This is a genomic window from Devosia sp. J20-27, from assembly GCF_055808595.1.
Window position 1 is genome coordinate 123,242 of the sequence record NZ_CM147875.1, and the last position, 23,292, is coordinate 146,533.

The window sequence follows — 23,292 nt, forward strand, 5'->3', positions numbered from 1 at the left end:
CGGTCCGCTGCCGGATGCGAGCCAGCTGTCTAGACCGGCTCCATGCTCTGCCAGTCGGGTTCTGCCCCATCGGCAAACCCCGGGGCTCCCAGCGAGCCGATGGACACGGTGCCCCCGGCAATGCGCAGACGGGTGGGGCGGTCCGTGAGTGCGTAGATGTCCGGGTGTGCCCTCGCGAAGCGCTGTTGCTCGGCTTCGGACACCGTGCCGAAGCCACCGACATAGTGGTGGCCGTTGAGTTCGATATGGTCGGCGCCGACGAGGCAGGCGAGGGCGAGGCTCTGCTGCAGGGCAATGCCGGCCTGCACCGTCAGGTCCTCGGCGGTGACGAAATATGTCCGGCCATCCGCCTCGCGGTTCCAGGCGGCGGCCCGCGCGGCGTTGAGAATGGCGCGATAGACGCCCTTGCAGGTCTTGGCCGAAACGCCGGCATAGCCCATCTGCCGGCCACGTAGGAAGACCGTGAGATCCGAATCGGACTCGTCGAGCACCACCGGGAGCTGGGCGGCGATTGCCTCGACCGACTGCTCGAGCGCGTCCTGGCGGGCCAGCGGCTGCTCCAGAAAAAGCGTCGACATCCACAGCCGGCCGAGCGCCGGCGTGGCGCGAATGGCCTCGATCATTGTCAGCACGGCGCTGCTGTCGGCGAATTGCTCATTGCCGTCGAGGGTGACGTGGTAGTCATCGCCGCTGCGGTCCAGCACGGCGGCAATAGCCGTCAGCCGGTCGAGGCTGGCTTCGATATCGCCCCCCACCTTGAGCTTGAAGCAGCGGTTGCCATAGGTGGCAATCACGGCCTCAAGGCTCTCGGGGTAGCCGTCCCGCAGCGGCGACGCGATATCCGCATCGGTCAGCGGATCGCTCATGCCCACGGTGTGACGGGCGGCGATGGATGTCGGCGGCGTCCGGCTGGCGAGGAAAGCCTCGAGGTCGGATTGCTGCAGATCTGGAGTCAGCGCCGTGGTAAGGCCCGGAAGGTTGGACCGCATCGCCTCGAACACGGATACGCCCTGCAACCGGCACAGGGCGCCCAGCACGGCCCGGTCGAGCAGCGCCAGGCCATAACTGGCGATCAACCCGTTGAGCCCCTCCTCGGCGCAGGCGCGATAGTGCGCGGCGGCAAGGTCGACGTGCAGGCCAAAGGCAGTCGTTGGCGCGTCATGGTCACGGTAGAGGCGCGCCGCGCCGGCCAGCGACCGGCGGAGCTGGTCGAAGTTCTGCTCATTGTCGAGCGCCTGGTTCTTGTCGAACCATTTGGGGGCCAGCAGTTCGGCCGACTGGCCGATGGCACGTTTCCCGTTGATCTCCACCTCGGCGCGCACAAACACCTGCGGCGCTTCGGTGAGCGTATTGGCGCCGAACTTGAACGGAATGCGCAGCCGGGTGCGGCGCTCGAACAACTGGACGTCGAGAACGGTGAGGTGCGGCGCCGTCATCGGGCAGCGGACCAGCAGGCCGGAGATGAAGCCGATGGCCCGGGCGGCGCAGGCGGGGCCGTCCGGCACGTAGTCGAACGGCTCGACGCTGATCCATCCGTCATAGTCGAGCTCTTCCAGTGTCCGCATGATCGGAGCGAAATCCAGGTCCCCCTGTCCCGGGCCGCGGCGGTTCGGATCGTTGAAATGCACGTGCCCGATCAGGCCAGATGGCAGATGCTGCCGCAGCAGTTCAGGAACTCCGTCAGCCTCGCTGGCTCCGGCAGCGGAGCAATCGAGCATGGCACGGAACGCCGGCGAGCCGACCGTGGCGACGATCTCGGCTGCCTCGGCAAGCGTGGTGACGTAGTTGGTCTGATCGGGCCCCAACGGCTCGAGGCAATAGCTGACGCCCGCTGCCTCGGCGTAGCGCGCAGCCTCGTTGAAATAGTCGAGCGCGTACTTGCGGCCCTCGGCCTCAGCCCCGGCTGCCAGGCTGCGCTGCCCCGGTGAGCCATGGATGAGGTAGGTGCCGCCCAACCCGGCGCAAAGATCGATGAGGCCGCGCATGACCTTGCCGGTGGCGTCCCGCACCTCGGGATCGGCGCTGGTGATCGATAGCCCGCCCGGCGCCACCAGCAGCCAGTGGAGGCCCGACACCGTCAGTCCTGCCGCCTCGATCGCCTGCCGGGTGGCCGTGATCTCGCGATCGGCGAGGCGATGCGGCTGGTCGGGATCGAGCGTGAAGGGGGCGATCTCGAGCCCGTCATAGCCGAGCTCGGCGGCGAAGGCCGCCTGGTCGTCCAGCGACAGATTGCGGACGACCTCGTTGCAGAGCGCGACGCGCATTACGCGTCGCCTGACGGCGGAGACTGCCGCATCCAGGGCAGACGGGCGAGCAGCGCGCCGATGCGGCGGCGCACCGGCGGCAGTGCCATCAGCAGCATCGAGAAGCAGGCAATGGCCAGGACGGCCGAAATCGGCCGGGTCAGGAAATCAATGAAGCTGCCATCAGACAGGGTCATGCCGCGGCGGAAGCTCTTGTCGAGCAGGTCGCCCAGCACGATCCCCAGCACCAGGGGTGCCATGGGATAGTTCATCTGGCGCAGGATCATGCCGATGACGCCGAAGGCGAGCATGACATAGACGTCGAACAGGCGCCCCGCGATGGCGAACGAGCCGATGGTGCAAAGCGTGAAGATGATCGGCATCAGGAAGGCGCGCGGTACCGACAGCACCTTGAGCAAGGGGCGCGTCAGCAGCAGCCCGAGCACCAGCATGGCGAGCGTTGCCATGAACACCATGGCCACGACCTGGAAGACGAAGGCCGGCGACTCGATCATGATCAGCGGGCCGGGACGGATACCGTGGATGAACATGGCGGCCAGCAGCACGGCCGCCGGTGCCGAGCCGGGAACGGCCAGCGTCAGCACGGGGATGATGGCGCCCGGCACCGCGGCATTGTTGCCGGCCTCGGCAGCCATCAGGCCCTCGACCGAGCCCTTGCCGAACATGTCCTTGTGCTTGCTGGCGCGCTTGGCGGCGGCATAGGACATCCACGAGCCCATGTCCTCGCCCACACCCGGCAGGAGCCCCATGAAGGTGCCGATCAGCCCCGAGCGCGCGATCGTGCGCTTGTGGCCCCAGATGTCGGCAAAACGCGGCAGCACGCGATCGGAGGCGTCGCGGACGGCTTCGAAGGCGCGGGACTTCATGACGATCAGCACTTCGGCAAAGCCGAAGGCGCCGACCAGCGCCGGCAGCAGGCCGATGCCGCCGCCCAGATCGGACGAGCCGAAGGTGAAGCGCTGGTAGGACTGGATGCCCTCCTGCCCGATCATGGCGATGAAAAGTCCGATAAAGCCGGCAATCCAGCCCTTGAGGGCGTCGCCCGAGGTGGTGATCTGGCCGGCGATGAGCACACCGAACAAGGCCAGCCAGAAGAATTCATAGGAACCGAAGGACAAGGCAAAATCGCCCAGCACCGGCGCTACCACGGCGAGCGCGACCATGCCGATCATGCCGCCGAGAAACGAGCCGGTAGTGGCAATGCCCATGGCGCGGCCGCCCTGCCCAGCCCGCGCCAGCGGGAAACCGTCCAGCGCGGTGGCGGCATTGGCCGGCGTGCCCGGAATGTTGAGCAGGATGGCGGAACGCGAGCCGCCATAGATGGCACCCACATACATGCAGATGAGGATCAGGATGGCTTCGGTGCCGTCCATGCGGAACGTCAGGGTGGTCAGCAGCGCAATACCGAGCGTTGCCGTCAGGCCCGGCAGGGCACCGACGATGATGCCGAGCAACGTCGCCCAGACAATGTCGAACAGCAGCGTCGGACTGGTGAGAAACTCGCCAAGCGCAGACAGAAAATATCCAAGTCCCGTCAAATCAGGAAACCCTCAAGGCAGACGGACGAAGAAGACGTCCTGGAAGACGGTGGCGATGCCCCACGACGCCACGCCCGCAACGACAATGCCAACCAGCGCCCGCACGGCCCAGCGCCGCTTGTCGCCCAGCAGCTCGCGGTTGTCGCGATAGTCGAAGAACAAGGTGAAGGTGACGATGAAGAGAAAGGCGGCCAGCACGAACGGCACGCGGCCGACGAGGCCGGCAGCAAAGCCGAAACAGAGGAGCAGCGCCGCACCGGCCTGAAACCAGCTTTCGGGTTCCTGCTCGGCGACCGCCTCCGCCTGGGCGGGAGCGGGGCGGCGCGTCCGCACGAACAGCGCCACCCCCAGAAGTGCCAGCACCAGCCCGATGATGCCCGGCGTCACGCCGGGCGCCGACCAGACGCTGGTGCCCGTTTCGGTAAAACGCGGCATGTTCCACGACTCAAAGACGATGCCGATCCCGAAAACCATCAGGAACAGCGACGTGATGAAATCTGCCTTGGCCATGCCGGTCATATCGATCAGCCCGGATCAGGGACGCGGAATGCCGACGGTGTCGGGGCTGACCGTTGCCTTGCCGCCATCGAACAGCAACCAGGCATTGGTGCGGATCGCCGGCTGCACGCGGGACTGGGCATCCTCGCCATAGTAGGGCGCAAACACGGCGCCGCGCGAGGCGGCATAGTCCTGCAGTGCCTTGGAATTGGCGATGCCTTCAGCCCAGGCCTTGTCGAGTGCCGCGATGACGTCGTCGGGCGTTCCCTTGGGGACGAAGATGCCGAAGTAGTTCGGCGCGGCCTTGAAGTCCTTGACCCAGTCGGTGATGGCCGGGATTTCGCCATAGCCTTCAAGCGTCAGCGGCTCGCTGTTGAGTACGGCGAGCGGGCGGATCTTGCCGGCCCGGATCATTTCAGCCTGTTCAACCGCCAGCTGCGTGGTGGCCTGTGTCTCGCCCGAGACAGTGGCGATCACGGCCGGATTGCCGCCGTCATAGGTGACGTGCTTGTAGTTGCCGCCGGCAACGGCCTTGATGGCCTCGATGGCGTTGTGGCCACCGGAATTGAGACCGGCCGTCGCAACGGTCAGGCCATCGGGAGAGTCCTGCATGGCCTGGAGGAATTCGCCCATATCCTTGTACGGCGCATCGGCGCTGACGCCGACCACAGCGACATTGGCGACGTCGAGGTAGAGATGCCAGTCCTCGATCTTGGTATCGAGCATGCCGAGCACGGAATAGGTGCCCAGGTCCTGCGCGGCGCCTGCGGCAAAGGTATAGCCGTCATGGGGGGCATCGAGGGCCGCCTTGCTGCCGATCGAGCCGGATGCACCCGGCTGGTTCTGAACGACAACCGTCGCGCCGAGGGCTGTCTCCAGTTCACCGGCCACGATGCGGGTCACCTGATCGGTGGATCCGCCGGCCGCCCACGGCACGATGATGGTGATGGGCTTTTCGGGCTTCCACATGTCCTGCGCCAATGCAGGTGTCGCGGCAACGGCCAGCGCGGCCGCTGCAAGAATTGCAGTCTTGAGCTTGGTTGTCATGAACATACTCCCTGTGGAGTCCTCTCTTCCCCTGCCGCATTCGCGGCCCTCCATGGGGCGTCGGGACAAGATAATCATTAGGTGCGGAGGCAATGGTGCAGCGTGCAGGCGCATTGGACAAGGCTAAATAACCAATCGGGGAATTAGCCTTAGGTCCCACTCGGCGTGCCCGGCGCTCAGTTCATCCAGCGCGTCAGGTTCTCCGCAATGAAGGCATCGTCGGTGAGATGCGGATAGGCGGCAGAAACGCGCGCGATCTCCTCGGCCTGCCCAGGCGACAGGCCTTCGTTCGGATCGAGGCACCAGACCCCCTCAAGTAGCCCGTTGCGGCGCAGCACTTCGTGGCAGCCGGCGATGACACCATGGAAATTGTTGGCGACGTCAAAGACCGCCGAGTTCATGTCGGTGACCTGGCTATCGAGGGCGAGGATTTCCGGCGGGATATCGCCTGCAATGGCACGACAGCGGGCGTGCAGCGCGACCGCCGAAGCGGTCCATACGGACCAGTGCCCGAGCAGTCCGCCGACGATCCGCACGGCAACATCCTCGTTGCCGCGTCGCACCACGAAGGGCGTCAGCAGATCACCGACAATATGGTCGTCATTGCCGGTGTAGAGGGTAACGCGGTTTTCCGCGCCGGCCTCGACAATGCCGCGCACCACGGCCAGCGTGCCATAGCGGTTGAACGGCGCGATCTTGATGGCCAGCACGGAATCGATCTGGGCGAAGCGCCGCCAGAAATCGACCGACAGCACGCGGCCGCCCACGGCCGGCTGCAGATAGAAGCCGATCAGCGGGATGATGCGGGAGAGCGCCTTGCAATGCTCGAGCAAGTCGTCCTCCGACGCGTCGCGGAAGGGCGCCGGGCTGACGAGCGCTGCGTGATAGCCCAGATCGACGGCGAGCTCTGCCTCGGCGGTCGCCTGCGCCGTCTTTCCCGCCACGCCGGCAATCATGGCGAGTGGACGATCGCACCAGCCGCGCGCAGTCTCGGCCGCGAGGCGGAGCACGGGCTCATAAAGGCCGACGTCGCGAATGGCGAACTGGGTGGTATGGACGCCGACCGCCAGGCCGCCGCTGCCGGCGTCGAGATAATAGCGCGTCAGCGCGCGCTGGCGGCGCTCGTCGAACTGACGGGCAGCATTGAGGGCCAGCGGATGCGCCGGAATGGCGATCCCGGCGGCAATGGCCTGCAGGACTTCGGCGGGGACGTCCTCGACACGGAGGCGGGTCATGGGCTGATCCTTCGATAGGATGGAGAGCGGGTCAGTAGCGACCGTCCCGCGTCTCGTAGTGGGTGGGCTTGCCAAGGCTGCGGCCACCACGCTGCAGCCAGGCCGCGGTCCAGTCGATCAGTTGCTCGAGCGAGACGGACGGTGGACCAAAAAGGCGCTGCGCCTCGGATGCGTCATTGAGCCAGGCCGTCGGCGCCTCTGTCCCGACAATCGTCGCCTGGGTGCCGAAGCGCTCGGCAAAGGCATGCGCCAGGTCGCGGATCACCACCCGCTCCGGACCGGTGACGTTGAGCGGGCTGGTGGGCGTCGTGGCATGAGCCAGTGCCCGCAGCGCCTGGCTGTTGGCATCGCCCTGCCAGATGACATTGGCGTGCCCCATGGTGACGTCGACCGGCTGGCCGGCCAGCACCTTGCTGGCGACGTCGTGCAGCACGCCATAGCGCATGTCGATCGCATAGTTGAGGCGGATCAGTCGGCCCGGCGTCTGGTGCTGATGGCTCAGATGCTCGAACACCCGCTCGCGCGCCACGCAGGACCAGGCGTATTCGCCCGACGGCGCATTGGGCGGCACGTCCTCGGTGGGGCCACTGGCGGCATCCACCGGCCAGAACGGGTACACGCAGCCGGTCGAAAAGGCGACGATGCGGGAGGAGCGGTAGCGCTCGCCGACGCGCTCGGGCATCAGGGCATTCATCGCCCAGGTGAGGTGTTCGGCGCCTGTCGAGCCAAACTTCCGGCCCGCCATGAAGACGACGTTCTGCGCATCGGGCAGAGCGGCCACCGCCGCGGCGTCGAGGAGGTCGGCCTGCACCGTCTCGATGCCATCGGCCTCCAGTTGTTCGCGTATGCCCGGCTCGGAAAACCTAGCCACGGCAAAGATCCGACGGTCGGGCACGGCGCGTCGCGCCAGCCGCGCCAGCGTGGGGCCCATCTTGCCGCTGACACCGAGGATGGCAATATCGCCCGGCGCCCGCGCCAAATCCTCGATCAGCGCCGGACTGGGCGTCGTCAGCGCATCGTCGAGGGCCGCTTCGTCGGCGAACGGTCCCATCGGGCCGGACGCGTGGGGATCATCTGCCACTGAGCAATCCTTTCGTCGATTTATCTCGGGCAACCAAGCACATGGGAGTCGAACCGACAACGCCGGACGGCACCGATCACCTTAGCCATTCGGCTCAGTCGAGCCGGTTGATCACCTCGATGGCGGCCAGAAGGCTGAGGCCGGTGTGATAACCGGGGTCGAGATCGGGCGTCGCCGGAACGTAATCGATCGGTCCCGCATCGGTGCGACACTGATAGGCGATGCCGGTTCCCTCACGCCAATAGTTGTCGAAAAAGGCCGCATGCGCTTTTTGCCAGATCTGCATGACCCGTTCGCTGCGCCGCCGTTCAAAACAGAGTGCGGCGCTGCGAATGGTTTCCGGCAGCGCCCACCACGGGCAATAGGGGCTCACGGGCGCCCTGCTCTCGGCCGATACGACGAGGCGCACACCCGGCCCATGGAAGCCGCGCTCGAACGAGGCGACGAGAATGGTCTCGAGCGTTTCGATCAGGTCCGGGTCGGCGTCCGGCTGCAGGTAGTCGAGGGCAAAGCCGACAAACTCGATACCGTGGCCGACATTGCAGGCATCCTCGCCCGGAACATTGCGCAGCAGCCCGGTCGAGTTGTCGAAGTGGTTGGAAACCACGTGTGCAATGAAGCGGTCGGCGAAACCCGTGCGGTCCGCGTGTCCGGCACGCGGCAGCAGGGCGGCTGCACTGAGCATGATCATGCGGGGGCCGAAGTCATCGGCCTGGATCGCCAGCGATGCCTCGCTGATTGGCAGCTTCTCGTCGATCTGGAAGCGGTTATCCTCGATGGCCGCAATCACCCGCTCCAGCGCCGCCAGCTGCCGCTGCATGTCTGCTGGCGCATACCGCATAGCACCGGCGACCAGACCCTTGGCCGCAAACGTATCCGAGAAGGTGTAGATGTCGGGGGCCTGCTGCTGCGGCACATGGTTGACCGTGTCGAGGAAACGCGCCGGGCGCATCTCGCTGTCGTAGCAGAAGCTCACGTGCCGATCCCGGATCAGCAGGCTGTCGATGGCTCCGTAGAGCGGTCGACCGGCAGCATCGAGCCTGGCCGACAGATCATCGTCTAAGCCCGAGAATGCCTCGGCATGGGTGACGACCGATTCCAGCCCCCTCCCCTGTACCCAGCCATAGACGTGATCGGGACCGCGCCAGCCATCAGCCGCTGCATAGTCCACCAGCGTCAGCGGGTTCATTTTGGTGTTGAGATAGGCGTCGTGCAGCGGCGCACGGTCCAGCATCCAGCGCAGCGTGGCCGCGTTGGACGAGACATAGCGATCGCGCGCCGCTTCGAGAAAAGCGTCGGTCATTCCTTGAGTCCGGTACTGGCGACGCCCTGGACGAAGTTCTTGCGCAGCAGCACAAACAGGGTGACCGACGGCACCAGTACGATGGCAGAGGCGGCGCTGAGCCGTCCGAGGTCGACGGTGAAGCCGGTCTGGAAAAGGGCGAGGCCGACTTCGATGGTGTAGCTGGTCTTGGTGGTGGCAACGATCAGCGGCCAGGCAAAAGCCGTCCAGGCCTGGAAGAACGCCAGCACGAACAGGGCGCCAAGCGCGCCTCGCAGCAACGGCAGGACAATACGAAGGAAAATCCAGATCTCGCCCGCGCCGTCGATGCGCGCGGCCTCGAGCAGTTCATCGGGAATGGTATGCGCGACGTTCTGCCGGATGAGGAAGATACCGAAACTCATGACCACATAGCCGAGCAGCAGGCCCCAGAGACTGTTGAGGATGCCCAGCTTCTGCGCAGTGAAGTAGAGCGGTATCATGTAGACCTCGAACGGCACGATGGCCGTGGCAAGGATCACTGCAAAGATCACGCTCATGGTCTTGGACGGAAATTTGGCGAGGACATAGCCCGCCACTGCCGATGTGCAGAGAATGGCGATCGCCGACAGCAGCGCGAAGGCGAAGCTGTTGAAGATCCAGAGCAGCAGCGGTGTGTCCCCGAGCACCGCGACGATGTTGTCGAGTGTCGGGTTGACCGGGATGATGGTCGGCGGCCAGGACAGCATTTCCTCGGGTGTCTTGAACGCATTGGCCACCAGCAGGACCAGCGGCAGGATCATGAACAATCCGAACAGCATCAGGAAGGCGTCGATGCCGAAATTGACCACCCGCTTGCTGCGCCGGGCGCGCAGGCCGGCGACATCGCTTCTGGCCCGGGGGAGAGACGCGTCGCTCATTTGCTCTTCCTGTCTTGCAGCAGAGTGAACTGGATGAAGGTGAGCACCAGCACGATCAGCAGAAGCACCACGGCCTCCGAGGCAGCGTAGCCAACGCGATAGTTGCGGAAACTGTTTTCAAGCATGTCGAGGACCATCACCCGGACCTGACGCCCCGGCGCGCCCTGCGCATCGGAGGCCAGCACGTAGACCTGCGCATAGACGTTGAAGGCGGACACCAGCGTCACCACGGCAACGTAGAGCGTGATCGGCTTGAGCATCGGCACGGACAGATGCCAGAACGATTGCGGACCGGACGCACCATCAAGCTTGGCTGCTTCGAACAGCGATTGCGGCAGGCTCTTGAAGCCGACGAGGTAGATCAGCACGGCATAGCCAAGCGCCTGCCAGGAGCACAGCACGATGATGCTGACGATGGAGAGCACCGGGTCGAACAGCCAAGCCTGCGGCTCGATGCCGAAGACGGACAGCAGCGCGTTGAGCGGGCCCAGTCGCGCATCGAAGATCCATTTCCATGCCATCGCCGCCGGCACGAGGGAGACGACGTGCGGAATGAAGACCGACGTTTCGTAAAACCCCGCGAAGCGCGTCTCGGTGCGATGATAGATCAGAGCGGCGAGCAGCATGCCGAGCGGAATGGTTATGATCAGGACGCCGAAGGCGATGATCGAGGTATTGAGCAGCGCCTCGTGAAAAAGCCGGTCGCGCAGCAGTTCCTGGAAGTTCGCCAGGCCGATGAATGGCTTGTTCTTGGAGAGAATGTCCCACTTGTGCAGGCTGAGACGCAGGATCTCGCCGATCGGCAGGATGCGCACATAGGCGAAGATTGCCAGGACCGGCAGGATGGCAAGAAGAGAAAAGAGCCAACGTCGGCGACTGCGCATGGATGACCTCGTGTTCGGCCTCCGGGGAACAGTCCCCGGAGGCCAGTTGTTCGGAGTGGTTACTGGCCGAGCAGGCCTTCACGCTCGAGAATGCCGTTGATCTCGGCGTCCACACCTTCAAGGAAGGTCTTGATGGCTGCATCGTCGCCTGCCAGTTCCGGCTTGGCGAAGGCTTCCACCAGATAGGCAGCGCTACGCGTCTGGATCTCATCGATCGGGCCGATGGCCGGAACGGTGAAGAACTCATAGCTCTCGGGGTAATTCACATAGGCCTCGAAGCCCGGCTTGGCGGCGACGATGGCCGAGTAGTCCAGTCCGGAGCGGTTCGGCAACCAGCCGACATTGTCGAGCAGCCAGAGGAGGTTTTCCGGCTTCTGGGTGGCCTTGACGAATTCCCATGCCGCCGCTTCCTTGTCGCCGTCGGCGGCCACGTAGAGCTGGCCGGTGCTGACGATGGAACCGCGCGGCAGCGGGCCCGTGGCATAGTTGAGGTCCGGAGCCTTGGCGGCAATGTCGCCGATGACCCAGGATTCACGGATGAACATGGCGGTCTGCCCGCGCTCGAAAGCGTCGGCATCGGCCGGCATCTCGACCGTCACCGTCTTGGTGTCGAACAGGTTGTGCAGATACTGCTTGAGCGTGGCGACGCCGGCGTCCGAAGCAAAGTTCGACTTCCACAGGCCTTCGCCCGCGGGGATCAGCAACTCACCGCCATGCTGCCACATGTTAATGGCGAACTTTTCGGCGATACCCGAACCGCCGCCCGAGAGACGGAGGCTCCAGCCGGAGACGGTAGGTGCGCCGCTGGCATCACGCTGGGTTAGCTTTTCGGCATAGGTGTCGAAATCGGCCATGGTTGCCGGCGCCCCAGTCAGACCGGCAGCGGCGAACATGTCCGTGTTGTAGTAGAGGGCGCTCTGGCCGCGGAACAGCGGCATGCCGTAAACCGTGCCGTCATAGCTGGCAGCGTCAGCAAAGAAGGTGCTGAAGTTTGCGGTGTCCTTGACGAAGGCCTGGACGTCCTCGGGCGGGGTGTTGAGCAGACCGCCCTCGAGATAGCGCGCGGCGATCGTTGTCGCCAGTTCGATGACCTGGGCAGCTTCGCCGGACGTGATGCCGAGGGCAACGCGCTTTTCATGCTCGCGCAGGGCGATCGCCTCGACCGTGACGGAGATGTCCGGGAAGTCGGCCTTCATGCCTTCAGCGACATGCTCGTAAAAAGGCGCCAGTTCGGGATAGCCGCTCCAGACGCGGATTTCCTGGGCCGAGGCCGAAGCCGTGGCGGCCAGCAGGCCGAAACCAAGCGACGAGGTGAGCAGGACGGCGCGTCCCAGCGCCGCCAGAGACGAAGGCGGATTTCCAGTCAGCAATTTCTTCATGATGTCGTTCCCCTTGTTTTGACGCACGCGAGTGCACGTACGCAAAGTCTTGTCTGCAACCGGTTGCGTGTCAAGCCGATGATGTGCCTTTCGCGCTTCAGGTTTCAGCATTTCCCTAGTTTGCCAATTGTTTGAGCAAGGCCTTGGCGGCGTGCGCCAAATTCTCGGCGGCGCCAGGGGCAAACGATCCTGGCATACCGATGAAGCGGTGCGCCTCATCGACCTCATAGCCGCCGAAGACATATTCACTGGCCGGCGGGATGTATCCGGGAGTGCCGTCCGCATAGGACAGTACCATAGCCGGCCGGCCGTCGAGGGCAGCGCGAATGTCGAGTGCCGTCTCGGCGAAGATCTCGCCGGGCAGCGCAACGACTGCCACGCCACCCCAGTCCAGCACACTGACGCGACCGGACCAGCGGCCCGGGTCCGCGCCGGCGTTGCGTTCTGCCCATTCGACCCAGTGCTGCAGCAGGGTCCTGCGCAGCGGTTCCGCGGTCTGTATTTCCTCGCGCCAGGCCGCCGCACATGCGCCCAGATCGCCCTCGCGGCGCTCCAGCGCGAGGTCGACCCACGCCTCCTTCGCCGCAGCCGCGACGCCGGTCGGCAGTTCGGGTGCGGCGAGCGCGGCGACGGCGATCCTGTCGCCGAGGCGCTCGGCATTCTCGAATGTGCGCGTGTCATTGGCGGCCAGCGTCCATGACGCCTGGGCGGTATGGCCGATATTGACGTCACCGGTGCAGCCGTTGAGGAAGATCGCCACCGATCCCGGCTGTTCCGCCTCGATGCGACGTCGGACATAGTGCGGGAAGTCCGCGGTGATCAGGCGATTGTCAGCGCCCAGCACGGTCGGATGGCAGCCGTAGGAAACGATTGTCGCCAGAAGGCTGCCGTCGGGCCGGCGCATGCGCAGCACCGGCAGAGTCCGGTCAACTCGTCCGCCGGGATGGCGACGGTTGCGCGCAACATCGGGATCCGACCCCATCCCCGAGGTCAGGACCACGGGCTCTGCGCCGGCCGCTGCCTGATCCAGCGCGGCGACGCAGCCCTCCTCGAGGGCCTGCAGAAATGCCGGATCGGCAGCGCCGAGGCGAGCGGCCATGGAGGCGGGCGCACCATGGGTATGGGTGGCCGCCACAATGACATTTGCAGCGGGCAGTTTGCACTTTTCCCGGATCCGGGCGCTCATCGCCTCGTGAAACCCGATGACGTCGGCGACGACGATCGCCGTGTCACCCAGCACCACCGCACGCACAGTCAGCGGGTCGTGAACGCCGGTCGACGGTTCGGTGCGGGCCGCGAAGCCCGATTGCAGCAGCGACTGCGCAGGCGTGATATCGACAACGGCTACACCTCCCGTCAACGCGACCATAGGAGGTCTCCGTGCTGGTAGGTTGCCGCCACAGACAGGCACTCGTCACCCGGTGCCCAGTCGAATGCGATCAGGTCCGCCTCCGCGCCGATGACGAGGCGGCCACGGCCGCCGGCAAAACGCCCCGGATTGACGGTCGCCAGTCCGAGCACCTGCGCCAGGCTCAACCCGGTCATGCCGATGGTCCGGGCAACGCAATCGGCAAGCGGTAATGCGGCGCCGGCAAGATAGGGCGTGCCGGGCGTGCCCAGACGGCCATTGGCCCAGAGCTGGACCCGACCGCCAATGGTCTGCTGGTAGATGCCCGGGTCGAGGCCGCCGGGCGCGGCGACATCGGAGACGAGCAATGCCTTGTCGAGCCCCTTGGCCCGCAGCATTGATATCAGTGTATCGGCAGGCAGATGGTGGCTGTCGCCGATCAGCGTGGCCGTCAGTCGCTCGTCGGCGAGTTGCGCCCAGATGACGTTCGGGTGCCGAGGCAGCATGGCGGAGGCGCCGTTCCCCAGGTGCGTGGAGAGCGTTGCACCCGCCGCCGCAGCCGCATGGATCTGATCTGATGTGGCATCGGTATGGCCGAGGGCGACGTGGACACCCTGCCCTGCTGCATGAGCAACCAGTTCAAGGGCCCGGTCACTGTGCGGCGACAGGGTCAGGAAGCCGACCAGCCCGCCGCTCGCGGCCTGCCAGCGATCGAACTCGGCGATATCGGCGTCTCTGACATGGGCAGCAGGATGCGCGCCGCGCGGCCCGTCATTAGGCGAAATGAAAGGCCCTTCGACATGGACGAAAGGCACGGCCCTGGCCACGCGAGGGTAGCGGTCACGCGCCTCGCGGATGGCCAGCAGGCCGTTGGTGATATCGGTCTCGGAGGCTGTGACCAGCGTCGGCAGGTAAGTGGTGGTGCCCAGCGTCGCCAGCCGGTCGGTGAGGTCCCGCACCCGCTCGGGTGTCAGCGCGCCGTCATTGAGATCGTGGGTTGCGTAGCCATTGACCTGAAGGTCCACGAGGCCGGCCGACAGATAGAGCGTGCCATCATAGGCCGCAGGCTCGATGCCGGCGATGCGCCCATCGGCGACGGTGATGGCGTGTCCTGCTCCGGTGTCGGGATCGCGGCCGATAATCCTCAAAGCTTGCGCACCCTCTCTGCAAAGTTGGAAATGAAGCGGGCATTTGCCTCATCTCCGCCCGGGGCGTTGCCGCTGCGCCAGACGGGGGGCTCGACGCCGCGCTCGACCAGCTTAGCGACGGTACGGATGACAAGATTGTTCAGCGCAAAGGCATTGGCAAATGTCGAGATCGCACCGATCCGTTCGCCCATGCCGGGAACGCTCACCACAGCGTCGCCGATCGGGACCTTGCAGTCGATGGCAATGTCCACGATGTCGTGCAGGTTCTGCTTGGTGGGATGTCGCGCCGGGTGCTCCTTGGACGAACTGTCCGCGTGCACGCGGCTGCTGACGCCGATCAGGAATACGCCCCGCTTCCTGGCCTCCAGCGCTGCGTCGATCAGCGCGGCATTGATGCCGTAGGCATTGACCAGGATGAGGACATCATCGGCGCCGAGCCGCTGATCGGCGATGACGATCTTGCCGTAGCCGGGCGTGCGCTCGATGGCCATGGAGCGCAGCGCACCATTGGAGAGCAGCGTCCCCTCATCGAGGATGGCGCTGACATGCATCAGTCCGCCGGCGCGGAAGAAGATTTCCTGCGACCCGAGGTTCGAATGCCCGCCTGGGCCATAGACATGAACCAGTCGATCGGCGGCAATCTGGTCGGCCAGGCGCACTGCAGCGCGATCGATGGGATCGCGTTCCTCGGTCAGAATGCGCTGCATGAGGGCCGACACATCGTCGAAATAGCCCTGGCAGAGCGCGTCGGCGTCAATCTTGGGCTTATCTGACATCGGGATCGGAGTCCGGATCGAGGTAGAGGGTGCAGTTGTCCACGGTGCGCAGGATCGATGCCGGGCACGCCGTGGTGACCGGGCCGTTGAGCGCAGCATCGACTGCATTGCGTTTGGCCCGACCTGGCACCATGCAGAAGAGCTTGCCGGCCCTGAGCAGGCGCGGAATGGTCAGCGTAATGGCCTGCGGCGGCACGTCCGCAAGGGTCGCGAAGCAATCGTCATCGACCTGCTGTTGCCGGCACACCTCGTCGAGGTCGACAACCTTGACGTCGAGCGGATCCTCGAAATCGGCCACCGGAGGGTCATTGAAGGCGATATGGCCGTTCACGCCGATGCCGAGCTGGATCACATCGATCGGGGCAGCATCGAGCAAAGCGGCATACTCCCTGGCCGTGGCATAGGGATCGGGCCCGGGCAGCATGCGGTGCACCTGGCCAAACGGAAGCAGGTCGAAGATATAGCGACCCAGCCAGTTGCCGAAGCGTTCCGGCGCCTCCGCAGGCAGGCCGATATAGTCATCCATATGGAAGGCGACCACGCGGCTCCAGTCCACATCCTTGGCGGCGACCAGCGCTGCCAGCACGTCGCTCTGGCTGGGCGCCGCCGCAAAGACCATACGCACCTGATCCTGCCGTGCCAGACGTTCCCGAAGCTCGGCAGCGATTTCCTCGGCCGCAACCGCGCCCAGGTCACGCCGCGTGGCAAAGCTCTTGACCACCAGTTGACCAACTTGCCGCACCTTCGGCGTCGACCCGGTCATATCGACCGTATCCATGCAGACCTCGCTCAGTTCTTGCTGTGTGGGCCGCCTGCCGCAGCCCCGAGACGCAACTATTGAATGCAACCGGTTGCACGTCAAGGGGGCTTTTGAGAAGTTTCCCGGCAGAGGCCTGAAGCCTTGCCAAGAGACGAAATCACGTGCATTCGCGAGAGCATGCAAGCGGCAGGGTCGAGCAGATGACGCAGGGGAAACGCCGGGACGGACTGCCGACGATGATCGACGTGGCCAAGGCGGCAGGCGTCTCGAAGTCGACAGTTTCACGCGCTTTCACGCAGCCGGAAATGCTGGGCAGCGAGACGGTGGCGCGGATCCTCGAGATCGCCCGGCAAGTCGGCTATGTGCCCAATCATACGGCGCGGGCCCTGAGCACCGGGCGTTACGGCAATGTCGCGCTGTTGATCCCCGACGTGACCAACCCGTTCTTTCCGCCACTCATCCGCGCGGCGCAGATGGCCGCCGATCAGGCGGACCTTTGTGTGTTTCTCGGCAATTCCGACGAGAACTGGCGGCAGGAGGACAAACTCGTCGACCGGTTTCTCGGCCAGGTCGATGGCCTGATGCTGGTGGCCTCCCGCCTCAGCGAAGAACGCATCCGGGCTCATGCCGCCCGGCGTCCGTTGGTGCTGGTCAATCGCGACGTGAAGGGCATTCCGCGCGTTCTCATCGACAGCGGCGAAGGCGTGGGGGAGGCCATGGCGCATCTCGCCGGCCTTGGACACAAGCGCATCGCCTATGTCAGCGGCCCGGCAACTTCGTGGTCGAACCAGCAGCGCCGCACGGCCGTGCGGCAGGGCGCGCGCGAGCATCACCTGCATGTCGACGTCGTTGCCGCCAGGGTCGCCAGCTACGAGAGCGGCCGCGCCGTGGTGCCCAATATCCTCGCCACCGGGGCGACCGCCGCCATCGCCTTTGACGACGTCACCGCTCACGGCATCATGACGGGCATGGCCGATGTTGGCGTCGCCGTGCCGGCCCAGTTCTCGGTCATCGGCTGCGACGACGTGCTGGGCGCGGCCACCTATCCGTCGTTGACGACGGTGTCGACGCGGTCCGAAGAGGCGGGCCAGGCGGCCATGTCGCTTCTCATCGACCTGCTGAAATCCCGGGCAGTTGGCGACGCCAGGGTCGCCCTCGATACGCACCTGGTGGCCCGGGGAACGACCGCTGCGCCGGGCCGCTGACTAGCGGTAGCGCCGTTCGATCCTGGCCGGCGCCCCATCGGGGTTTTCCGCACGAAAGGCCTCCAGCTCGGCTTCATTCGGTGACAGCGTGCCGTGGTACCGCAGGCCACCATGCGAAATGTTGAGACTCATCGCCGGCTCGTCGCCAGCCTCCACCCAATGTGGCGTCAGCAGTACGTTCCAGAGTTTTTCACCGGGCCGCATGTCGTAGCAGAAGCTGTCTTCCTCCCGGATGCCATCGGGCTTGGACAGCTCGCCGGGCTTGTAATTCAGGCGCACCTCCGAATCCGCCCAGCGGTCCGGATCGACCAGTCCGCAGAAGCGCTTGGTGCCGTAGACCTGCCAGGCCAGCACATGCGAGAAATCCATATGATAGTTGGTGGCGCTACCGGCGCCGCTGATGAAGACGATGGGATAGCAGCGCTCCCAGGTGAAGCCGGCAGCGGCCAGCGCCTGCTCCCAGCGATCGAGCACTTTCTCGCCGAACCCTTCAAGAAAGCGACCCGGCGCATCGAAGCGACCCAGATCGAAATGGGCGAGACCGAACGGTCGCTCCATCACCTGCTCGATGCTCAACTGCCGAAACGCCTCGGGTGACTGAGGCAGCAGTTCGAGGCGGCTGGACTTGCGGCCGCTCTTGATGGAGGCCGCCTCGTCCCGCCTGATTTCGTCAATGACGCGCTCTATCGGCGGGAACTCGAACTCCAGGTCAATCAGCGCAGGCGCCATACGAAAATTGCGCGGCCCGCTCCAGCGCTCCGAGAATTCCGTCCAGTTGTCTACCGTTGTGTGCATGGCGCGTCGCTCCGTTTCAGCCGTTGCCGAGTGTGCGACAGCAGCCGGCTCTCGCCCATGGACAGGACGAGCAGATATTTGTACTTTTCGCGCATGGCGACCAATCCACCACACGGACCGACTGCCGGATGGAGCTTTCAGCTCCTCTCCATTCCGAAGAGCCATCACGCCGCCGACGATCGGTTCAGGCGGGCGCCGCAGTGGAACAGCGATCTGCATCTGGTGCACACCATCGCGGGACGCGGCATTCTGCACGTCGACGACGGAACGTTCGAGACGACGCCGGATACTGTCCTCGCCGTTCCGGTGTTCAAGGCCTGTCACTGGGAGAAAGCGGACGCCCAGGCATGGACGATGATCAACTTCCATGCCCGCATCTACGAGGCCGGCTCAACACCCCTGCATGAACGCCCCTTGCTGCCCGTGCGGTTCAAGCCGGCTGGCCTGGGCGATGTGCACATCGGGCTCGCCGACTGGCATGACGCCTGGACAAGCGGCGACGGCGTCCGTCGTACCGGTGCGGCGGCCGGCGTGCTTGGGTTGCTCAGTTCCTATCTGGCGGCGCATGGCGTTGCCGAACCCGGGCGTGTGGACGACGCGCTGACGGGGCATGTCCGCCACCTGCTGGAGACGTCGGCCGACACCCGTTTTGACGCCGGCCAGCTGGCGCGCGCCGTCGGGCTCAGCGTCAGTCAGCTCAACCGGCAATTCCGGGCCAGTCTGGGGCTTTCGCCAAAGGCCTACTGGCACGTACATCGCCTGGCCCGCGCGCAATCGCTGCTGCTCGAGACAACGGAGCCGATCGGCACGATTGCAGAGACGCTTGGCTTTTCCGATGTCTACTATTTCTCGCGGTGGTTTCGGAGCCGGTCGGGACTGCCACCAAGCAAGTTTCGCCAGCAACGTCAGCTGATGTGATTGCCACTCTGGCGCCCATCGCCGCGGGTGCGCCGTGCCAGAAGCCAGCCGCGATGCGTGCAGATGGTTTTTTCCGCGATCAGGTGAACCGTGAACTGCACGGGCAGTTGCCAGGTCCGGTGGCCGTCAGTGGGCGTGATGCGGAGCAGCCGATAGCTCTCGTTCTCGCCATGCAGCTGCGTTTCCACCAGCTTGAGGAAGCCGCCCCAACTGGCGCCGCCGCGTTCGCCCCAGGTTTCCGCCGGAATGCACTTCTGCAGGCTGAGCCGGTGGCTGTCCGCCGGAAGCCGGCCGGTCTGGTCGAGCAGGATGCGGACTGCGGCAAGCACATCGGCACTGACTGCCCGGTAAAGCAACGGTTTGTCTTGCGGCAAGGATGTCTCCCCCAAGCCGATGCAGTCATCGAGACAGCATCGGGATGCTGTTAGCGTCAAACAATCGTCGTATGAGGGTGTCGCCGGCGTGAGACGGAACCATCTCGGCCTTCCCGGATCAATCCAGGCACTATCGGCTGGAGAAATTTGGCAATTGGCTGCTGCATCGTGACTTGAACGTGACGCGATCGACAATTCGCGTTATCACGGTCTCCACACCGCCATCGCCTACACGGAGTATCCGCGACCGGCCAGACAACGGGCATCATTCGATTTACTTCACCTTTGGGGAGCATGGCGAAGAATTGCAGATACCGCCGACGAGCAGCCAGTCAGCCCTGTCAGATCCATTCTGGCTGGACCCACCGGACGCGCCAGAGGCCCGTCTGGTGTGCGCGACCGTGCGCCCGGCGTCTATAGCGGCGATCCTGGCGGATTTCGAGGCGGTGGACGTGGCCGGTTGCGATGCCGACGCCGGTGTCGCATTGCTGCGCTGTAGCGCGGAGGCGATCGAATATCTGTCGCAGCTGAGCCCGCCCGACGACCCGCTGCGTCGCGACACCGGGACGACGGACCGGCCGCTGGGCGACGGCGGCGGCGAGCTGGTGAGGGCCCGGGACCTGCTGTCGGGCCGGTTGGTCGGGCTACCGGCTGAACTGGCGTTGCGAACCGCCGAAGCGGCGACACCGGGGATCGGCTCGGGATGCGCCGCAGGGCAGAGCCTCGATGACGCCATCTCGGGGGGGCTGTGGGAGCTGCTCGAGCGCGATGCGGTGGCGCGCTGGTGGTATGACGACCATCCGGGCCGCGCGCTACCGCCCGAGGTGGAACGGCAGGCCTTTGCCTATGTAGCGCAACTGCGGGGGGCGGCAGCGTCGCGCACCACCTGTCTCATCGATATTTCCACGGCGGACGGCCTGCCCGTCGTTGCCGCGCTCTCCTCGGATCGTTCCGGCAAGGGCTTTGTCGCCGGTCTTGCAGGTCATGCCGATGCGGCAGTGGCGGCCTGCAAGGCGGTCCGCGAGCTGGTGCAGATGGAGGTCGGGCTGCGGATGGCGGCGTTCAAACAAGGGCGCGGACACCAGCTCAATACGCATGAATTGCGCATGCTGCGCCGCGCCGCGGAACTCGATTGCCGCAGTGACCGGCTTTGCTCGGACGAGCCGCCGCGGGTCCATCCGGCTGCCGGCGAGACTTCTGCGGCAGTCACCGAAGCAGCGATTGCACGGCTCGGCCAACCGGTCTTTGCGGTCGATCTCACGCGCGACTATTTTGGCCTGCCGGTAGCCAAGCTCGTGGCGCCCGGTCTGCGCACCATCCCCGATGCCGCTGCCTGGGAGGCGGCCGACCCCCGCCGCGTGGCGCTCTACTGATGGCAGATCCAAAGGTCTCCGTCGGCCCGGCCAATCGGCACGCCCGTCTCGAGCTGGTCGAGACCATTCACCTGGTCGTCGATGGCGTGGCCGCGGCCGTTCGCAGCCGCAAGTCACGCGCCATGCTCGCCTACCTGGCGCTGGCGCCGCACCATCGGGCCAGCCGTTCGCAGCTGGCTGGACTGCTCTGGAGCGAAGTCACCGACCAGGGGGCAAGAGTCTCGTTGCGCCAGCAGATGCAGACGCTCCGGCGCGAACTCGGCCCAGCCGCTCGTCTGCTGCACTCGGATCGGCAGGATGTCTGGCTGGATGGCGACCTGGCTGTCGATGCCGCCGAAGCTGTCGCCGCACTTGATAGCGGCACAGTGCCGGGTCTGCTGGTCGATCGCACGGATATCGCCGGCACCTATCTCGCCGATGTGGAGGGGGCCGACCCGGCGTTCGACTACTGGCTGATCGTGCAGCGCGAGAGTTTTCGCAACACGCTGCTGCAAAAGCTCCGGGCGCTCATGCTCAGACCGGAGACCTCCGAGACCGAAGAACTGGCGGCGCTGGCGCTGCATAATCTCGACGCCTCCAACGAGGAGGCCTGCCGGGTGCTGATGCGCAGCGCGGCGGCGCGCGGCGACGTCAGCGGCGCCCTGCGCATCTACAACGACCTGTGGGACCTGCTCGATCGCGACTTCGACATGGAGCCAGCGACCGAGACGCAGGACTTCGTCGCCGAAATCAAATCCGCGCCAGAGCCGGCGCCGCGCCAGGTTCCGGCGGGACCGCGCGACGGACACATTCTCATCCTGGTCAACGCGTTCGAGCACGAGGGCGTCGATGCCGAGCAGGCCAGACGCATCCACGGCCTGCGGCACGAACTGATCGGCGCCCTGACCCGCTTCCGCGACTGGTCGGTGCGCGAAGCCGGGCGGACGCTGGATACAGACGAGCTTGTGCACCACAAGACCTACGAGATCTCGGCGCTGGCCTCGGAGGAGGACGGCGAAGCGTTCGTCTCGATCGTGCTGCGCCGCTACGGCGACGGCACCTACCTCTGGAGCCAGCGGGTCTCGGTGCGGCTCGAGCGCTGGGTCAGCGCCAAGCTTGACATCATCCGCCGCATCGCCACCTCGCTGGAAGTGCACCTGTCGGCGGAACGGGTGTCGCAGACGGCGGGCGAGGCCGACCACAGCCTCGACATCTATGATCGCTGGCTACGCGGCAACAGCCTCGCGGCACACTGGCAGCCGCACTCGGAACGGCGCGCCGAGCAGATCTTTCGATCGCTGATCGAAGACGCACCGACCTTTCCGTTGTCCTATGTGGGAGTGGCGCAGATCCTCACCACCCGCCACCACATCTTTCCCGGCATCATGCGCGACCGGGCCGGCGAGTCCGAGGCCCTGCAACTGGCCAAGACCGCCGTGCGGCTCGATCCGCGCGACTCGAGGACGCAGCTCTGTCTGGCCTGGTCGCATCTGATGGTCGACAATTACGAGCAGGCCATCTTCAGCTTCGATCTGGCCCTGCAGCTCAACGACAACGATCCGTGGACGCTCACCTCATGCGCCCAGGGCCTGTCCTATTGCGACGAAAAATTGCGCGCCCGGCGCATTGCCGATCATGCACTCGAAGTCGCCGTTGGCGGCGCCCCCATGCACTGGAGTTACCAGATGTGCGTGCGCTTTCTCGATGGTGACTATGCGGCCGCGCTGCGCGCCGCCGACCAGGCCGAAGGCAGCGCCTTCTTCGTCCCCGGCTGGAAAGCCGCCGCCCTGCACCACCTGGGCGAGGCCGAGCGGGCGCAGAAGACCATCGACCAGTTCGCGCGCAGCATTGTCCGCAACTGGCATGGCGCCGGACCGGCCACGTCAGCCAGCATTCTGGGCTGGTTCATGCAATGCTTCCCGATCCGCCGGCAGGCGGACCGGGATCGACTCGAGCAGGGCGTTGTCGGCGCCGGTCTGCTGCTGCACGACACTGCCTAGCGGCATTGCCGCATGGTGTAGTCGGCGACGCGGGCGTAGAATACATCCTCGTCGGAGTAGCCGGGATTCTCGCTGGCAATGAACGTCACTGAGAACGGCCGCTGGTATCCCCCGCTGGCGATCCTGTCGCGGCTCTCTGCGAGCTGGTTCTTCTCGGGCAGCCGCACAATGAAGACATCCGGATTGCTCTGCACGAACTGAACCGCCTTCACGTTGTCCGGCAACCGATAGTACTTGCCCAGGGCGGTATTGAATTCGGCGAGAGATTTCGGTCGCGTTTCCGGCTTTTCCGCCCACTCGCAGATGAGCTTGCCCACTTCGATATAATCTTCGGGCGATACAGAAGTGAGTTCGTCCCCCGCAGGCCCGAATTCGGCAGGCGGATATTTTCTCGTCGGATCTGGCATGTATTCCTCCATCATGCTGTCGGGTTGATCACGAGCACTGACACCCCCAGACAACAACATCGGCCACGTGCAGGCGATAGACAATCGTGATGTCGACGTGAA

The 23,292-nt window shown here is 65.3% G+C and carries 21 protein-coding genes; 4 read left to right on the top strand and 17 right to left on the bottom strand.

Annotated features, from left to right (window positions below; genetic code table 11):
* Positions 1-29: 29 nt before the first annotated feature.
* The 14 genes from AC0L4C_RS00585 to AC0L4C_RS00650 form a co-directional block, all read right to left on the bottom strand.
* A complete protein-coding gene (locus tag AC0L4C_RS00585) occupies positions 30-2,264 on the bottom strand; it encodes a sugar phosphate isomerase/epimerase family protein (RefSeq protein WP_473401571.1) in 2,235 nt (744 codons plus the stop codon).
* On the bottom strand, positions 2,264-3,802 hold the full coding sequence (locus AC0L4C_RS00590) for a tripartite tricarboxylate transporter permease (protein WP_473401572.1): 1,539 nt from the start codon (positions 3,800-3,802) through the stop codon (positions 2,264-2,266). The genes AC0L4C_RS00585 and AC0L4C_RS00590 overlap by 1 nt, the downstream gene beginning before the upstream one ends.
* Before the next feature lie 12 nt (positions 3,803-3,814).
* Entirely contained in the window at positions 3,815-4,312 is a 498-nt protein-coding gene (locus tag AC0L4C_RS00595) for a tripartite tricarboxylate transporter TctB family protein (RefSeq protein WP_473401573.1), read from the bottom strand.
* A 24-nt stretch (positions 4,313-4,336) separates the two neighbouring features.
* Positions 4,337-5,347 carry a Bug family tripartite tricarboxylate transporter substrate binding protein gene (locus AC0L4C_RS00600; RefSeq protein ID WP_473401574.1) on the bottom strand — a complete coding sequence of 337 codons (1,011 nt, stop codon included), beginning with the start codon at positions 5,345-5,347 and terminating at the stop codon, positions 4,337-4,339.
* A 176-nt stretch (positions 5,348-5,523) separates the two neighbouring features.
* The gene (locus tag AC0L4C_RS00605; RefSeq protein WP_473401575.1) at positions 5,524-6,582 is read right to left on the bottom strand and encodes a dihydrodipicolinate synthase family protein; all 1,059 of its coding nucleotides are present in this window, start codon (positions 6,580-6,582) and stop codon (positions 5,524-5,526) included.
* A 31-nt stretch (positions 6,583-6,613) separates the two neighbouring features.
* Positions 6,614-7,663: an NAD-dependent epimerase/dehydratase family protein gene (locus AC0L4C_RS00610; RefSeq protein WP_473401576.1), complete on the bottom strand. Its 1,050-nt coding sequence runs from the start codon at positions 7,661-7,663 to the stop codon at positions 6,614-6,616.
* Between the two features lie 94 nt (positions 7,664-7,757).
* Positions 7,758-8,966, bottom strand: coding sequence for an AGE family epimerase/isomerase (locus AC0L4C_RS00615; protein WP_473401578.1), 1,209 nt, complete (start codon positions 8,964-8,966; stop codon positions 7,758-7,760).
* The gene (locus AC0L4C_RS00620) at positions 8,963-9,844 is read right to left on the bottom strand and encodes a carbohydrate ABC transporter permease (RefSeq protein ID WP_473401579.1); all 882 of its coding nucleotides are present in this window, start codon (positions 9,842-9,844) and stop codon (positions 8,963-8,965) included. Before AC0L4C_RS00620 ends, AC0L4C_RS00615 begins: the two co-directional genes overlap by 4 nt.
* Positions 9,841-10,728 carry a carbohydrate ABC transporter permease gene (locus tag AC0L4C_RS00625; RefSeq protein WP_473401580.1) on the bottom strand — a complete coding sequence of 296 codons (888 nt, stop codon included), beginning with the start codon at positions 10,726-10,728 and terminating at the stop codon, positions 9,841-9,843. Before AC0L4C_RS00625 ends, AC0L4C_RS00620 begins: the two co-directional genes overlap by 4 nt.
* 59 nt (positions 10,729-10,787) lie before the next feature.
* Positions 10,788-12,107 carry an ABC transporter substrate-binding protein gene (locus AC0L4C_RS00630; RefSeq protein WP_473401581.1) on the bottom strand — a complete coding sequence of 440 codons (1,320 nt, stop codon included), beginning with the start codon at positions 12,105-12,107 and terminating at the stop codon, positions 10,788-10,790.
* Between the two features lie 115 nt (positions 12,108-12,222).
* A complete protein-coding gene (locus tag AC0L4C_RS00635; protein ID WP_473401582.1) occupies positions 12,223-13,476 on the bottom strand; it encodes a neutral/alkaline non-lysosomal ceramidase N-terminal domain-containing protein in 1,254 nt (417 codons plus the stop codon).
* Complete coding sequence (locus tag AC0L4C_RS00640; RefSeq protein WP_473401583.1) at positions 13,464-14,603, bottom strand: N-acetylglucosamine-6-phosphate deacetylase; 1,140 nt, start codon at positions 14,601-14,603, stop codon at positions 13,464-13,466. Before AC0L4C_RS00640 ends, AC0L4C_RS00635 begins: the two co-directional genes overlap by 13 nt.
* A complete protein-coding gene (locus tag AC0L4C_RS00645; protein WP_473401584.1) occupies positions 14,600-15,379 on the bottom strand; it encodes a sugar isomerase domain-containing protein in 780 nt (259 codons plus the stop codon). The genes AC0L4C_RS00640 and AC0L4C_RS00645 overlap by 4 nt, the downstream gene beginning before the upstream one ends.
* On the bottom strand, positions 15,369-16,157 hold the full coding sequence (locus AC0L4C_RS00650) for a 6-phosphogluconolactonase (RefSeq protein ID WP_473401585.1): 789 nt from the start codon (positions 16,155-16,157) through the stop codon (positions 15,369-15,371). The genes AC0L4C_RS00645 and AC0L4C_RS00650 overlap by 11 nt, the downstream gene beginning before the upstream one ends.
* A 182-nt stretch (positions 16,158-16,339) precedes the next feature.
* On the opposite strand from AC0L4C_RS00650, the gene AC0L4C_RS00655 reads away from it, so the two are divergent.
* Positions 16,340-17,344, top strand: a complete 1,005-nt coding sequence (locus AC0L4C_RS00655) for a LacI family DNA-binding transcriptional regulator (RefSeq protein WP_473401586.1) — start codon at positions 16,340-16,342, stop codon at positions 17,342-17,344.
* On the opposite strand, the gene AC0L4C_RS00660 is transcribed toward AC0L4C_RS00655, so the two are convergent.
* Positions 17,345-18,139 carry a hypothetical protein gene (locus AC0L4C_RS00660; RefSeq protein ID WP_473401587.1) on the bottom strand — a complete coding sequence of 265 codons (795 nt, stop codon included), beginning with the start codon at positions 18,137-18,139 and terminating at the stop codon, positions 17,345-17,347.
* A 93-nt stretch (positions 18,140-18,232) separates the two neighbouring features.
* On the opposite strand from AC0L4C_RS00660, the gene AC0L4C_RS00665 reads away from it, so the two are divergent.
* Positions 18,233-19,057, top strand: coding sequence for a helix-turn-helix transcriptional regulator (locus AC0L4C_RS00665; protein ID WP_473401588.1), 825 nt, complete (start codon positions 18,233-18,235; stop codon positions 19,055-19,057).
* Here AC0L4C_RS00665 and AC0L4C_RS00670 read toward each other — a convergent pair.
* The gene (locus AC0L4C_RS00670) at positions 19,045-19,431 is read right to left on the bottom strand and encodes a hypothetical protein (protein ID WP_473401590.1); all 387 of its coding nucleotides are present in this window, start codon (positions 19,429-19,431) and stop codon (positions 19,045-19,047) included. The two genes, AC0L4C_RS00665 and AC0L4C_RS00670, sit on opposite strands and share 13 nt — an antisense overlap.
* A gap of 401 nt (positions 19,432-19,832) precedes the next feature.
* Here AC0L4C_RS00670 and AC0L4C_RS00675 point away from each other — a divergent pair, with 401 nt between their 5' ends.
* Positions 19,833-20,804, top strand: coding sequence for a YcaO-like family protein (locus AC0L4C_RS00675; protein ID WP_473401591.1), 972 nt, complete (start codon positions 19,833-19,835; stop codon positions 20,802-20,804).
* Positions 20,804-22,783 carry a BTAD domain-containing putative transcriptional regulator gene (locus tag AC0L4C_RS00680; protein WP_473401592.1) on the top strand — a complete coding sequence of 660 codons (1,980 nt, stop codon included), beginning with the start codon at positions 20,804-20,806 and terminating at the stop codon, positions 22,781-22,783. Before AC0L4C_RS00675 ends, AC0L4C_RS00680 begins: the two co-directional genes overlap by 1 nt.
* Here AC0L4C_RS00680 and AC0L4C_RS00685 read toward each other — a convergent pair.
* Positions 22,780-23,190: a hypothetical protein gene (locus tag AC0L4C_RS00685; RefSeq protein ID WP_473401593.1), complete on the bottom strand. Its 411-nt coding sequence runs from the start codon at positions 23,188-23,190 to the stop codon at positions 22,780-22,782. The genes AC0L4C_RS00680 and AC0L4C_RS00685 overlap by 4 nt on opposite strands.
* Between the last annotated feature and the right edge of the window lie 102 nt (positions 23,191-23,292).